General features: G+C 61.2%; 13 protein-coding genes and 1 tRNA gene. 8 read left to right on the forward strand and 6 right to left on the reverse strand.

What is annotated here, in order from left to right; translation table 11 throughout:
• Positions 1-214: hypothetical protein (locus tag ACR0JC_RS17640; RefSeq protein ID WP_480764002.1), on the forward strand; the 214-nt coding region annotated here is incomplete at its 5' end.
• Positions 215-293: 79 nt separating this feature from the next.
• Here the strand turns inward: ACR0JC_RS17640 and msrQ are convergent.
• On the reverse strand, positions 294-908 hold the full coding sequence (msrQ, locus tag ACR0JC_RS17645) for a protein-methionine-sulfoxide reductase heme-binding subunit MsrQ (RefSeq protein WP_170343529.1): 615 nt from the start codon (positions 906-908) through the stop codon (positions 294-296).
• A gap of 4 nt (positions 909-912) precedes the next feature.
• Positions 913-1,815: a protein-methionine-sulfoxide reductase catalytic subunit MsrP gene (msrP, locus tag ACR0JC_RS17650; RefSeq protein WP_170343528.1), complete on the reverse strand. Its 903-nt coding sequence runs from the start codon at positions 1,813-1,815 to the stop codon at positions 913-915.
• A 224-nt stretch (positions 1,816-2,039) separates the two neighbouring features.
• Between msrP and ACR0JC_RS17655 the strand changes: the two genes are divergently transcribed.
• Positions 2,040-3,023 carry a hypothetical protein gene (locus ACR0JC_RS17655; RefSeq protein ID WP_170343527.1) on the forward strand — a complete coding sequence of 328 codons (984 nt, stop codon included), beginning with the start codon at positions 2,040-2,042 and terminating at the stop codon, positions 3,021-3,023.
• 64 nt (positions 3,024-3,087) lie between these two features.
• On the opposite strand, the gene clpB is transcribed toward ACR0JC_RS17655, so the two are convergent.
• From clpB to ACR0JC_RS17670, 3 genes are all read right to left on the reverse strand, one after another.
• On the reverse strand, positions 3,088-5,706 hold the full coding sequence (gene clpB, locus ACR0JC_RS17660) for an ATP-dependent chaperone ClpB (RefSeq protein ID WP_170343526.1): 2,619 nt from the start codon (positions 5,704-5,706) through the stop codon (positions 3,088-3,090).
• 126 nt (positions 5,707-5,832) lie between these two features.
• Positions 5,833-6,147, reverse strand: coding sequence for a hypothetical protein (locus ACR0JC_RS17665; protein WP_170343525.1), 315 nt, complete (start codon positions 6,145-6,147; stop codon positions 5,833-5,835).
• Positions 6,148-6,247: 100 nt separating this feature from the next.
• The gene (locus tag ACR0JC_RS17670; protein WP_170343524.1) at positions 6,248-7,504 is read right to left on the reverse strand and encodes a tetratricopeptide repeat protein; all 1,257 of its coding nucleotides are present in this window, start codon (positions 7,502-7,504) and stop codon (positions 6,248-6,250) included.
• An 87-nt stretch (positions 7,505-7,591) separates the two neighbouring features.
• Here ACR0JC_RS17670 and pyrF point away from each other — a divergent pair, with 87 nt between their 5' ends.
• Both pyrF and ACR0JC_RS17680 read left to right on the forward strand, forming a co-directional pair.
• Positions 7,592-8,308 carry an orotidine-5'-phosphate decarboxylase gene (gene pyrF, locus ACR0JC_RS17675; protein WP_170343523.1) on the forward strand — a complete coding sequence of 239 codons (717 nt, stop codon included), beginning with the start codon at positions 7,592-7,594 and terminating at the stop codon, positions 8,306-8,308.
• A gap of 373 nt (positions 8,309-8,681) precedes the next feature.
• A complete protein-coding gene (locus ACR0JC_RS17680) occupies positions 8,682-9,935 on the forward strand; it encodes a DNA polymerase IV (RefSeq protein ID WP_170343522.1) in 1,254 nt (417 codons plus the stop codon).
• Between the two features lie 6 nt (positions 9,936-9,941).
• On the opposite strand, the gene ACR0JC_RS17685 is transcribed toward ACR0JC_RS17680, so the two are convergent.
• Positions 9,942-10,802: an N-formylglutamate amidohydrolase gene (locus ACR0JC_RS17685; RefSeq protein ID WP_170343521.1), complete on the reverse strand. Its 861-nt coding sequence runs from the start codon at positions 10,800-10,802 to the stop codon at positions 9,942-9,944.
• A gap of 148 nt (positions 10,803-10,950) precedes the next feature.
• On the opposite strand from ACR0JC_RS17685, the gene ACR0JC_RS17690 reads away from it, so the two are divergent.
• The 4 genes from ACR0JC_RS17690 to ACR0JC_RS17705 all read left to right on the forward strand — a co-directional run bounded on the left by ACR0JC_RS17690 (position 10,951) and on the right by ACR0JC_RS17705 (position 13,688).
• Positions 10,951-11,025 (forward strand) — tRNA-Val (locus ACR0JC_RS17690).
• 93 nt (positions 11,026-11,118) lie between these two features.
• Positions 11,119-11,244, forward strand: coding sequence for a type B 50S ribosomal protein L36 (gene ykgO / locus ACR0JC_RS17695; RefSeq protein ID WP_005648635.1), 126 nt, complete (start codon positions 11,119-11,121; stop codon positions 11,242-11,244).
• A gap of 115 nt (positions 11,245-11,359) precedes the next feature.
• A complete protein-coding gene (locus ACR0JC_RS17700; RefSeq protein WP_170343520.1) occupies positions 11,360-12,523 on the forward strand; it encodes a WD40/YVTN/BNR-like repeat-containing protein in 1,164 nt (387 codons plus the stop codon).
• A 151-nt stretch (positions 12,524-12,674) separates the two neighbouring features.
• On the forward strand, positions 12,675-13,688 hold the full coding sequence (locus ACR0JC_RS17705) for a Fe(3+) ABC transporter substrate-binding protein (RefSeq protein ID WP_170343519.1): 1,014 nt from the start codon (positions 12,675-12,677) through the stop codon (positions 13,686-13,688).
• Positions 13,689-13,790: the final 102 nt, after the last annotated feature.

Genomic DNA, 13,790 nt, shown 5'->3' on the forward strand with positions numbered 1-13,790 from the left:
CCGGTCTCTCCCAGGCGTCTCAACCGTCTTTCCAGTCCGTCAGGCCGTCACTCCGACCAACCAACACCGCCTCAGCAGCGCCGGTGAAGGGCGTTCTAAGGATAACTACAAATCACCGCAAGCAGAAAATGACAGGAATTGGGAAAAAATCGCGATAACAAAAATAATTGTTTATTATCAGAGTGTTGATTCCTTCATACCTCCCCAGAACTGAGTTTTCGCCTGGGCCTCGCAGTGCGAAAGCACTCGCTGCCTGACTTGCCCACATGGTTACCCACAGCCCAGCACCCGAGTCACGCGGAATCGGCGCGCCGGGACGCCGTATTGAATGCCGGTTTGGGCAAGCGCAGCAGCAACAGGGCAAGAATCACAAACAAGTAGATCAGGGGCTCGATCTGAAAGCCCTTCGCCAACATGACGTAGTGCAGCCCTGCAAGAATGGCTGCCGGGTAGACCAGCTTGTGAAGGCGCCGCCAAGCCGCCCCCAGCCACCGGACCGAGGCATTGTTCGACGTAATCCCAAGCGGCAGCATCAGAACGAATGCCGCCATGCCGACCGTGATGTAGGGTCGCTTTATGATGTCTGCCCAAATTTGACCTGGGTCTTGCACGTCCAGAACCAGCCAAACCAAAAGATGGCACGCCACATAGGATAGGGTCAAAACGCCAATGGCCCGCCTGAACTTCATGAGGTTCAAGCCGGTGAGCCGCCTCAGCGGCGTGACCGCCAAACCCAGGATCAACAACTGAAGCGCCAGTTCTCCATATTCATGTTCCAAAGCCTCGATCGGTTCGAATCCAAGGCCACCGGTCATGCCTTGGTAGAACAACCAGGGCACCGGAACCAATCCGGCGATGTAGACCGCCCAGACAGGAACGCGGCGCAGTATCTGGTTCAGCTTGTGCATGGCCTCAGTAGTATTCCCTGAGATCCATACCGTCATAAAGCCCTGCGACCTCTTCTTCGTAACCGTTGAACATCAGTGTCGGTTGTCGCTTGGCAAACAACCCGCCGCCGATGCGGCGTTCCGAGGCCTGGGACCACCGCGGATGATCCACGGTCGGGTTCACGTTGCTGTAGAACCCGTATTCACGCGGGTTGGCCATGTTCCAGCTGGTTGGCGGCTCTTCCTCGGTCAAAGTGATTCGTACGATCGATTTGATCGACTTGAAGCCATATTTCCATGGAACCACCAGGCGCAGCGGGGCGCCGTTCTGGTTGGGGATCGGGCGGCCATAGATACCCGTCGCCATGATCGTCAACGGATGCATGGCTTCATCCAGCCTTAGACCTTCCCGATACGGCCAGTCCAGAACCGGATATGCAACGCCCGGCATCTCATCCGGGCGCAGCGCGGTTTCGAAGGCCACGTATTTCGCCCCTTCCTGCACGCCGGCCATGTTCAGCAGATCGGCCAGCTCGAACCCGTTCCAGGGCACGACCATCGACCAGGCCTCGACACAGCGGAAACGGTAGATGCGTTCTTCGATCGTCATTTCGGACATGATGTCCTGGAAATCATACTCTCCCGGGCGGTCAACCAACCCGTCGATCGTGACGCTCCATGGTTCGGTCTTGAGGGTATGGGCGTATTTCGCAGGGTCGTCCTTGCGGGTCCCGAACTCATAGTAGTTGTTGTAGGAGGTGATCTCTTCCCACGTGTTCTGCTCCAGCGCATCTTCCGCACCTGCACGGCCCGCGATCATCGCCAGTCCCGATCCGGCGAGTCCTGCCATGATCTGTCGGCGGTTCAGGAACGCCGCCCGCGGGGTCGTATCGGCATGTGTCAGAGTGTTGATCCAGCGGTGCGCCATTCCGTTCTCCGTTCATTTAAAAAATTCAGCCTTGAATTAGCCCCGTTTTAACACCGGACCAACGCAACTTGCGTCACGATTGAGAGACGGGACTGTAACGAAGCCTGCGTTGCATTCCCGTCGCGCACAGACGAACACCTGTTTGGAACGGCATCAACGGGATGGAAGCTGCACATCCGATAAGGTATCGCCGAAACCACCAGAGACTGTGTGAAGGCCGCCCCGTGTTACTGACCAAAACCATTCCTTTGTCCCTTTCGATCCTGTGGCGCTTTGCGGTGACGTTCCCGATCCTGCTCATCGGCCTTTTTCTGTACGGCGCGTTGGGTGGCGTGATCGGGTTCGTCATCGGGTTGATCCTGCCCGGAACACTGTTCATCGCAACCTTCCTGATCAGCGCCTCATCCGGCGTGATCCCGATCATGGTCGGCGCCCGGTTCGGGTTCCAGTCAAAGCTGATCCGACCCGGCGTGGGCTATCGCAAGCTGATCGTTCCCGCCATTGCCTATGGCGCGGCGGAGTCCCTGGCGATCGGCCTGATCCTTGCGCCAGTGGTCGGGTTGGCCTTTGTTCAGGTCGCGCCCAATCTGGTCGATCTGACCAAGACCCCCGAAACACCGGCACTGGACCGGCTGACCTCGGCCGGCGCGTCGGTTTCGGTGGCGGGCCTCGTCGTCACGGTTGCGGTATTCACGGTAGCCTCGGCTGCGCGGGCCAGTCTGCTGGTTCCCCTGGCTGCGGCGGCCTTGGGCAGTGATCCTGACGACCGACCTTATACACCCTTCCGCAATCTGGGTGCGTCCTTCTGGCCGCTCTTTGCTTTGGTGGCCATCAGCTATGTATCGATGATGGTGCTTTACGTCCTCGCCTTTCTGGCCGTGGCCTTCGTGGCGGGGCTACCGGCGTTGGCAACGTCCGTTACCGAAATCGAAGGCCTGTTCCGCGGTGGCGCCATCGAAAACCCGATCTGGCCTGCAGTGGCCTTGTTTCTCAGCTTTATCCTGGTCGGGCTTTGGGGGCTGAGCCTGCAATCCGCGGGTGCGGTATTGGCCTATCTGAAACTGCAGGGCGGGCGCCCCAGCCGCCATATGGTGGATCCGGCCCAGCGCATGGCTCCGCCGGCACCACCACCATCGCCCGAGTCCGGTCCGCGCCTGAGTGCCGACGACTTGCGAGCATTGCGCAAAAGCCGTCAGAACCACGACTGATTGGTGCGCATGAAAAAGGCCCGCCATTTCTGGCGGGCCTTTCCTGTTTCAGCCAAGCCGCAAGTTAGTGGACCACGGCCTCGTCCGGGCGCGGGCGGTCGCTGGTGCCCAACCGGTCGCCGATGATCAGACCATCGGGTCCGGCAGTTACCGGCACGGTGTCGCCATCCCGGATGTCGCCGGCCAGCAAAGCCTCGGCCAGCGGGTTCTGCAGGGCACGCTGGATCACGCGCTTGAGCGGACGCGCCCCGAAGACCGGGTCGTAGCCTTCGTTGGCCAGCCACTCCTTGGCAGCATCGTCCAGCACAAGATCGATCTTGCGCCCGGCAAGCCGCTTCCGCAAGCGGGCCAGCTGGATGTCGACGATTGCATCCATGTCCGACCGCTGAAGCCGGTCGAAGATGATGGTCTCATCCAGACGGTTCAGGAACTCGGGCCGGAAATGCGCCCGAACCGCGTCCATCACATCGCGCTTGGCCTGCGCCGTGTCGGCCCCTTCGGGCAACTGGCTCAGCGCCTGCGAGCCAAGGTTCGAGGTCAGCACGATCAGCGTCTGCTTGAAGTCGACCGTGCGGCCCTGACCGTCGGTCAGGACACCGTCATCCAGCACCTGCAACAGCACGTTGAACACGTCCGGATGCGCCTTCTCGACCTCGTCGAACAGCACCACCTGGTACGGCCGGCGACGGACGGCTTCGGTCAGAACGCCGCCTTCCTCATAGCCGACATAGCCCGGCGGGGCACCGATCAGGCGGGCGACGGCGTGTTTCTCCATGAACTCGGACATGTCGATCCGCACCATCGCGTGTTCGTCGTCGAACAGGTATTCGGCGACGGCCTTGGTCAGCTCGGTCTTACCCACACCGGTCGGGCCGAGGAACAGGAACGAGCCCAGCGGGCGGTTTTCGTCGTTCAGACCGGCCCGGGCCCGGCGCACGGCGTTGGCCACGGCGCGCACGGCCTCGTCCTGGCCGACAACGCGGGCATGCAGCGCTTCTTCCATGCGCAGCAGCTTTTCGCGCTCGCCTTCCAGCATCTTCGAGGTCGGGATACCGGTCCAGCGTTCGACCACGGCCGCGATCTGTTCGGGACGCACCGTTTCCTTGGCCATGACCGCGTTGCTTTCCTGGCTTTCGGCCTCGGCCAGCTTGCGCTCCAGCTCGGGGATCACGCCATAGGACAGCTCACCGGCCTTGGCCAGGTTGCCCTCGCGCTTGGCGATCTCCAGCTCGGCGCGCGCCTTGTCCAGCTGCTCTTTCAGCTCTCGGGCGCTGGCCAGCTTGTCACGTTCGGCCTGCCACTGGGCGGTCATCTCAGCGGATTTCTCCTTGAGCTCGGCCAGTTCCTTCTGCAGCGCTTCAAGCCGATCTTTCGAAGCCGCGTCATCTTCAAGCTTCAGCGCCTCTTCCTCGATCTGGAGCTGCAGGATCTGGCGATCCAGCTGGTCCAGCTCTTCCGGCTTGCTGTCCACTTCCATGCGCAGACGCGAGGCGGCCTCATCCACGAGGTCGATCGCCTTGTCAGGCAGGAAACGGTCGGTGATGTAGCGGTGCGACAAGGTCGCGGCCGACACCAGCGCCGAATCCGAGATGCGCACACCGTGGTGCAGTTCGTATTTCTCCTTGATGCCGCGCAGGATGCTGATCGTGTCTTCGACCGTAGGTTCCTGCACGAAGACGGGCTGGAACCGGCGGGCAAGGGCCGCGTCCTTCTCGACGTATTTGCGGTACTCGTCCAGCGTGGTGGCGCCGATGCAGTGCAGCTCGCCCCGCGCCAGCGCGGGCTTGATCAGGTTGGCCGCATCCATCGCACCGTCGGACTTGCCGGCCCCGACCAGCGTGTGCATCTCGTCGATGAACAGAACGATCTCGCCGGCGGCCGCGGTGACTTCGTTCAGAACGGCTTTCAGGCGTTCCTCGAACTCACCGCGGTATTTCGCACCGGCGATCAGGGCACCCATGTCCAGGGCCAGCAGCTTCTTGTCCTTCAGCGATTCCGGCACGTCGCCGTTCACGATGCGCAGAGCCAGACCTTCGGCGATGGCGGTCTTACCCACACCGGGCTCACCGATCAGAACCGGGTTGTTCTTGGTCCGGCGCGACAGCACCTGCATGGCGCGGCGGATTTCCTCGTCGCGGCCGATGATCGGGTCAATCTTGCCCTCTCGGGCGGCCTCGGTCAGGTCGCGGGCATATTTCTTCAGCGCGTCATAGCCTTCTTCGGCATTGGCGCTGTCGGCCGTACGGCCCTTGCGGATGTCATTGATCGCCTCGTTCAGCTTCTGGGCGGACACGGCACCGGCTTCCAGGGCCTCTTTCGCCTTGGATTTGACGATACACAGAGCCATCAGCACGCGCTCGACCGGTACGAAGCTGTCGCCGGCCTTTTTGGCGATCTTCTCGGCTTCGTCCAGAACCTTGGCGGTCTGACCGTCCAGATAGACCTGGCCCGCGTCGCCGCTGACCTTCGGGATCTTGGCCAGGGCAACATCCAGCGCTTCGACCACGCGCTCGGGCGCGCCGCCCGCACGTTTGATCAGGTTGCTGGCCAGCCCCTGGTCATCATCCATCAGTGCTTTCAGAATATGTTCGGGAGCCAATCTCTGGTGTCCCTCGCGCAGCGCAATGGTTTGCGCCGCCTGCACGAAACCTCGTGCACGCTCGGTGAACTTGTTCAAGTCCATGGCATTCTCCTTTTCCAAGCGCCCGTTAAATTTGCGCCTGCTTGGCAGCACGCAGTGGTCCGGGCCTCATGGATCAATTTGGGAAATGTCCCCGCTGCTTCAAGAGGGTAGCGGGTGAAAAAACGCTCAGCCGCGGGGAATCGTATAGACGGTATAGCCGCCGGTTTCGGTCACCTGCTGAGCATTCTGCATTTCGACCAGCGACTGCGCGGCGGCGCTGCCGGTGGGGCACGAGACAAGGTCGGCCGTGTGGTCCAGGAAATTGACGGTAAAGGCGGTTTCGCCGGTCAACTGGCACCAGTCATCCTCGGACCGATAGCCGCCGACCAGGTACAAATCGTCGTTGGTGGGCGGCGGGGCAGCGCCCGTCTCGGGTTGTGGAGGGGTGTCGTCACAAGCGGCGAGCGCGGCCACGGCGGCCAGCGGAAATAGATGCTTCATGGTCTGTCCCTTTGGTGCAATTTTTGGTCCTGAATGGCGGCACCATAGCACAGTTGGGCCAAAGCGGGGAAACCAGGGTCTCCCCTGCCAGCCGTGGCGGTCAATCGCCTTCGATTTCCCGGATCAGTTTTGTTGCAACGTCGTCGCCCTGATCGGCCGCAAGACGGTAATATTTCAACGCGCCTTCGATCTCGCCCGCCTCGTGCAGCAGCCGGCCGAACTTGCGCTGCGAGGCCATATGGCCAAGCTCGGCCGCCCTGCCCCAGAGCACAAAAGCCGCCTGCGTGTCCTGGGGTACTCCGTCCCGCCCGTGATAGGTCAGCGACGCCAGATTATGCAGCGCCACGACGTCATCCTCTTCGGCGGCCTGGAAATAATACTCCAGCGCCTTTTCGATATCCTTGGGATATCCGTTCTGGCCGGTTTCGTAGATCAAGCCCAGATGCACCGCAGCATCGACGTTTCCGTGATCGGCGGCCCGCTCCAGATAGTCGACCGCGCGGTCCATATCCTGTGCGACATGCATACCGTCGCGATGGAAGATGCCAAGGCGGACCATAGAAGGATCATACCCAAAGAACGCAGCCCGTTCATAATACTCGAGCGCCTTGTCGATGTCGGGCGCGACACCATCCCCGTGTTCATAGCCGTATGCCACGTTGTGCATTCCCATGGACAGGCCGGCATCGGCGGCCGCCATGTACCACCCGAACGCCGTTTCATCGTTTTCGGGAACGATCTGACCCTCGTTATAGAGCGAAGCGAGCGTGTTCATGGCGAGCCCGCTCCACTCCATCGCAGCCATTTCGGAAAACTCGAGCGCCATCTGCAATTCGCCGCCCTTCAGAAGCGCGCGGGCAAACGCCGCCACAACCTCGGCATCAGCTTCGTCCGCGTTCAACAGGGCATCGGCGCAGATGCCGATTGCGTCCTCAGCGTCCATGTCCGCCCATTCCACCCCGTCGAAATAGGGCGACTGGCCCGGAGCGGCAGCGGCCATCAGGCACTCATATTCTCCGTCCGAATAGTCGGGCTCGTATGGCGGATCGTCGGGGTTTGGTTCCGGCCGGGGTCGCAGGTCGGTGACAAGCAGGCGTCGTGTGTCTTCTTTGGGGGTGCTGACCTCCTCCGGTTCAGGTGAGCCTCCATTGAATTCGGCCAGTTGCTCGCGTGCAAGCTGCGAGTAAATCGGGCACTCCGCATAGACCTCGGCAAAGCTTTGGATGGCTGCTGCCGACCCGCTGTCCTTGACGTCCGCCCAGACCAGTCGGGCCTCTCCGCAATCGGTTTCGCCGGCCCAGACAGCGCCCGCCCCGGCCAAAACAGCTGCCGAAGCCATCACACCCAACCGTATCATCCTGTACTTCCCTGCGTCTTTTCTTGTCTGATTGCGCCACACGCTCTACAGAAGCGCCGATCCCGTCAAGCCTGAAAGGTCGAAACAATGCCCAAAGCCCTGCCCCAAACCGCAGATGACCGCCTGATCGTCGCCCTCGACGTGCCCAACGCGCTGGAAGGGCTGAAAATGGCCGAGACGCTGGGCGACGCGGTATCGTTTTACAAGATCGGTCTGGGCATGCTGACCGGTGGTGGGTTGGCCTTGGCAAACGAGTTGAAGCAGGAGCACGGCAAGCGCATCTTCCTGGACATGAAGCTGTTCGACATCGGCAACACGGTCGAGAATGCCGTGCGGGAGCTGGCCCAGTTCGATCTGGATTTCCTCACCGTGCACGGCGACCCCCACGTGGTGCGTGCCGCCAAGGAAGGCGCGGCAGGCAAGGATCTGAAGATCCTGGCGGTGACCATCCTGACCTCGCTGAACCGTGACGATCTGGATGCAGGTTTGATGAAGTCCGGCGACATGCAGGACATGGTTCTGGAACGCGCGGCCCGCGCATTCGAGGCCGGCGCCGACGGCGTGATCGCCAGTCCGCAAGAGGCGGCCCTGATCCGCGCCCTGCCCCAGGCCGAAGGCCGACTGATCGTCACCCCTGGCGTGCGGCCGTCCGGATCGGACCTTGGCGATCAGAAACGCGTCGCGACACCCGCCGCCGCAATCAATGAAGGGGCCGATCACATCGTGGTCGGGCGGCCGATTTATCAGGCCGCCGACCCCAAAGCTGCAGCCGACGCCGTACTGGCCGAGTTGCGTTCGGTGTAACCTTTCGAGGGCAAGTCGCGTCAAATCACCATTCCAGAAGCACGATTTGGCCCGCAAGCGGTTGACCTTGCGTCACTTCTGGCCGCGGCTGCGCCAAATTGCCTCTGTGCCCCAAAACACACATGAAAAACACGAGTTTTGGGACCTGCTTCGTAGGCCTATCGAAATCGACATTTTTGGGCGATTCTGATCAAGAGACACTCCCCAACGGGCCGCGTCTTCCTGAGGCCCGTTACCTCCCCCCGCGAAACTGCGGGGGGTCTTCTTGTCGGCCCCACCTTTTCGTTCAATCGCTTTGCGCTGCAGCGTGCTGTGTTGTACTTTTGGCACCTCGGCCGGCCCGCTCATTCGCGGTGCCCGTGGAAAGGAAATGATGCCCGCTCTCTGTCGCGATTGCCTTGCCAGTCTTCACGACGAACGGCGCTGCCCCTCCTGCGGCAGCCCGCGGGTGTTGCGGCATCCAGAGCTGTTCGATCTGACCATCGCCCATATGGATTGCGACGCGTTCTATGCCTCGGTCGAAAAGCGCGACAACCCCGAACTTGCGGACAAGCCGGTGATCATCGGCGGGGGACGGCGTGGCGTGGTGTCAACGGCCTGCTATGTGGCGCGTATTCGCGGCGTACGCTCGGCGATGCCAATGTTTCAGGCGCTGAAACTATGCCCCAATGCAGTGGTGATCAAACCGCGCATGTCCGTCTATGTCGAGGTCTCACGACAGATCCGCGCGATGATGGACGAACTGACACCGGATATCGAACCCTTGTCACTGGACGAGGCATTCATGGACTTGTCAGGCACCCAGCGACTGCATGGCGCGCCGCCCGCGGTGATGCTGGCACGGCTGGTCAAACGCATGAAAGACGAACTGGGCCTGACCGGCTCGATCGGGCTTTCGCACAACAAGTTTCTGGCCAAGGTGGCGTCCGACCTGGACAAACCACGCGGGTTTTCCGTGATCGGCAAGGCGGAAACCGCCGAGTTTTTGAACGACAAACCGGTGCGGTTGATCTGGGGCATCGGACCGGCTGCGCAGGAGTCACTGGAACGGGCCGGCATTCGCACATTCTCGGACTTGCTGCGATGGGATCAAGAGGCCCTCACGGCGCGCTTCGGTTCGATGGGCTATCGGCTGTGGCACCTGGCCAGAGGGCAGGACAAGCGGCGCGTTTCGGCCCACGAGCCGATGAAGTCGATCAGCAATGAAACAACGTTTTTTGAAGACACCGCCAACCCCGACATTCTGGACGGCCACCTTTGGCGCATGGCCGAAAAGGTGGCCGACCGAGCGAAGGCCAAGGGGCTGGCCGGGCGGGTCGTGACGCTGAAGCTCAAAAAGGCCAACCACAAACTGCTGACCCGCCGGGTCTCGTTGCGGGATGCGACACAGATGGCCGACCGCATCTACCGCACCGCTCGCGGGCTGTTCGATCAGGTCGGCGATCAGGGCCCCTTTCGTCTGCTGGGCTGCGGATTGTCAGACCTATGCGCCGAAGATCAGGCCGACATATCCGGCGACCTGCTGGACCCCGGGGCCACGCAACGCTCGAAAGCGGAACGTGCGACCGACGAGATCCGCCGAAAATATGGAACTGATGCAATCGTGAAGGGCCGAGCGCTGCGGTAGCTCTTCCTATTCGGCGGCCAACCGTGCCGGCTGAGATCCAATTCGGGCGATATCCGCGATGACTTCTTCCAGAATATCCCTGAACGCCAAGAAATTGGCGTTGGGCTCGATCGTGCTCTCATTCATGTAGAGCGCCCGGTCGATCTCGATCTGAATCGCATGCTGATGACGGGCGGGACGCCCGTAGGTTTGGGTCACGTACGCCCCTGCAAAGGGCGTGTTGCGGGCCACTGTCAGACCGGCGGACGAAAAGGCTGCTTCGATCTGATCAACAATGACGCCCGATGCCGAGGCACCAAACCGATCCCCCAGTACGATCTCGGGACGGCGCCCCTTGGGGTTCCCGGCCATGGCAACAGCCTCGTGCGGCATCGAATGGCAGTCGATCAGGATGGCCTGTCCAAACATGTCGATCGATTCGGCCAAAAGAGACTTCAGGCGGGCGTGATAGGGGCGCCAATAGGTGTCGATGCGCAGGCGCGCTTCGTCCATCGTAAGCTTGCCGCTGTAGATTGCGCGACCGTTGGACACGACACGGGGGATCACGCCCAACCCCGACACCACGCGCGGGTTGTGTCCCTGGCGGCGCGCGCCCAGAATCAACGCAGGATCCAGTTCCTCGGCGCTGCGGTTGAGGTCAAGGAACGCGCGCGGCATCTGTGCCGCAATCAACGGTGCGCCATGGATCGAGGCGGAAGCGAACAGTTGATCGACAAAGGCATCTTCGGAAGAGCGAATCACATTGCGGTTCAGAACCGAACGATCCAGAAAGCCCGGCAAATAGTTCCGGCCGCTATGTGGCGAAGAAAAAACAACGCACGACGTGCGTTCTGCGGGCATTTCCAAAGCGTATGCGGCGCTGTGCATGGCCTCTCCTTCTTTGCCGATAACATAGACCGGAAAATTGTTGGACCAAACCCCTTGAACCCCTTCGCGACTCCTTTTATAGACCCCTCCACCGGCGCGGAGATCCGCGCCCCGTTTCGTTATGGGGCAGGATACGCAAAGGGAAAGTGGGCGGTTAGCTCAGCGGTAGAGCACTTCGTTGACATCGAAGGGGTCACAAGTTCGATCCTTGTACCGCCCACCATCGTTTCACTGTTTCGGGTCTGACCCGGGGCACCCGCTAACCCAGGCGCTGGCCACGTCCTTGATGAAGGCGCCGCAGAATTGGAGAGAGACCATGAAGGTCAAGAACTCGCTCCGCTCGCTCAAGAACCGGCACCGCGACTGCCGGGTTGTGCGTCGCAAAGGCCGCGTCTATGTGATCAACAAGACGCAGCGCAAGTTCAAAGCTCGTCAGGGCTGAGAACGGCAAATCGCTGTTTCAAAGAACCGCGCCTCCGGGCGCGGTTTTTTTGTGCCGCGCGCCGAGACTGACCGTTCGTGTTAGGCTGTCCAAAACAGCCGGGAGCGCGAAACGGATGAAACACCCTTGCATCGACATACTGGTGGGCACCACCAAGGGTGCCTTCGTGATCATCGGAGACCCGGATCGCGCGTCTTGGCGCATTACGGGTCCGCATTGCGGCGGCTGGCCCATCAACCACGCAGTCGGAGATGACGAAACGGGGACGCTCTGGGCCGGCGGTGGCGGCGACTGGCACGGAGCCGGCGTCTGGCGCTCCGAGGATGGGGGCCAGAGCTGGGAGGTCACCAAACTCACCCAAGGGCAGCAGGACGAGTGGGCCGCGAACGATCCCGACTTTGCCGAGTTGATCGGGTGGACCGGAGAAGCAGCACCGTTCGGCGACGAGTTCTCGCAGATCTGGTCGCTGCATCATACGGGCGGGGCATTGTACGCGGGAACAAAACCGGCGCGGTTGTTGGTCAGTTCGGATGCTGGGCAGACCTGGGAAACGGTCAATGGCCTGACCGATCACCCCTCAGCCGAAGACTGGTCACCGGGGGCCGCAGGCTTGGTGCTGCACACGATCGTTTCCGATCCAGACGATGCGCAAAAGCTGTGGGTGGGCATATCGGCGGCCGGAGTATTCGCCTCGGAAGACGGCGGCACTACGTGGGAGCGGCGCAACCGGCTGTCGAACGCCGAAAGTTGCGGCCATCACGACCATCCGGCCGCGCCGCGGGACGGTCAAATCGGTCATTGCGTACACAACATGGTCCGGGCGCCCGGCACCAAAGGGCTGCTGTATCAACAGAACCATCATGGTGTCTGGCGTTCGTCCGATGACGGGCGCAGCTGGGACGATATCTCGGGCGGGTTGCCGTCGACCTTTGGATTCCCAATCCACGTCCATCCCCACGATCCCAATACGATCTGGACCATTCCCCTGAATGGAGACAGCATCGGACGGTATCCGCCGGATGCGGCGGCGGCGGTCTGGAAATCGACCGATGGTGGCCAAAGCTGGACCGCTTGTCGCGAAGGGCTGCCGCAGACCAGCTGCTTTTTCACGGTTCTGCGCCAGGCGATGGCAGGAGATTGTTGCGACCCTGCGGGTGTCTATTTCGGAACCAACAGCGGCTCGGTGTTTGCAAGCGCCGACGAAGGCGAAACCTGGACCGAGATCGCCAGGCATTTGCCGACCATTTTGTCGGTCGAGACAATTCAACGCGCGCGCTAGCCATGCCTGTCCGGCGCACTTAAACACGCTGCGGCAAATTAGACCAAGTAATTTTGTCGGATTTTCTTGCATCCCACCCGGAATCGTTTAATTGAGAAAATCAGTCGGGAAATACCCCGCTCATGAGATTCGACAACCGGGACATCCACAGATGAAAACCACGAGCTTTATCGCCGCCGCACTGTCGGCCCTGATCGCCGGATCGGCCGCCGCTGAAGGCGAGCTGAACCTGTACTCCTCGCGCCATTACGACACCGACGAGCGTCTCTACACCGATTTCGAAGAAGCCACTGGCATCAAGATCAACCGCATCGAAGGCAAGGCCGACGAGCTGATCGCGCGGATGGAAGCCGAAGGCGCGAACTCGCCCGCCGACATCCTGCTGACCGTGGACACCTCGCGCCTGGCGCGGGCCAAGAACGCCGGCCTGCTGCAGGCGGTCGACAGCGACGTTCTGGAAGAGCGCATCCCCGCCAACCTGCAGGACGAAGACAACCAGTGGTTCGGCTTCTCGCAGCGCGCGCGCATCATCTTCTACGACAAGAATGACGTGACCAACCCGCCGGCCACCTACCTGGATCTGGCCGACCCTGAATACAAAGGGCTGGTTTGCATCCGGTCGTCCAGCAACACCTACAACCAGACCCTGCTGGCCTCGATCATCACCCATCATGGTGCCGAAAAGGCCAAAGAATGGGCCGAGGGCGTCGTGGCCAACATGGCGCGTGAACCTCAGGGCGGCGACACCGATCAGCTGCGTGGAATCGTGTCCGGTGAATGCGAAATCGCCGTGTCGAACTCGTACTACTTTGCACGTGCTCTGCGCAAAGACGTCAAGGGCCTGTCGGACAGCGTCGACATGATCGGTATTCAATTCCCCGCGCAGGATGCCGAAGGCGCACATATGAACCTGTCGGGTGCGGGCGTCGCGGCCCATGCCCCGAACAAGGACAATGCGGTCAAGTTCCTCGAATACCTGGCCAGCGATCAGGCACAGGTCTACTTCTCGAACGGCAACGATGAATTCCCGGCCGTCCAAGGTGTTGAGCTGGCCGAGAACGTGGCCGCTCTGGGTGAATTCAAGGCCGACGACGTGAACCTGTCTGAAGTCGCCAAGAACATCCCCGAGGCCCAGAAGATCTTCAACGAGGTTGGCTGGAAGTAAGCCGCCATCATATCGAGCAGTTGAAGGGGCGCGGAACAGGCGCCCCTTTTTATTTTATTTATTTCTGCTTATTTTCTCACTATCGAAACTTATTCTCGGATA

The organism is Ruegeria sp. CH5 (assembly GCF_056537025.1).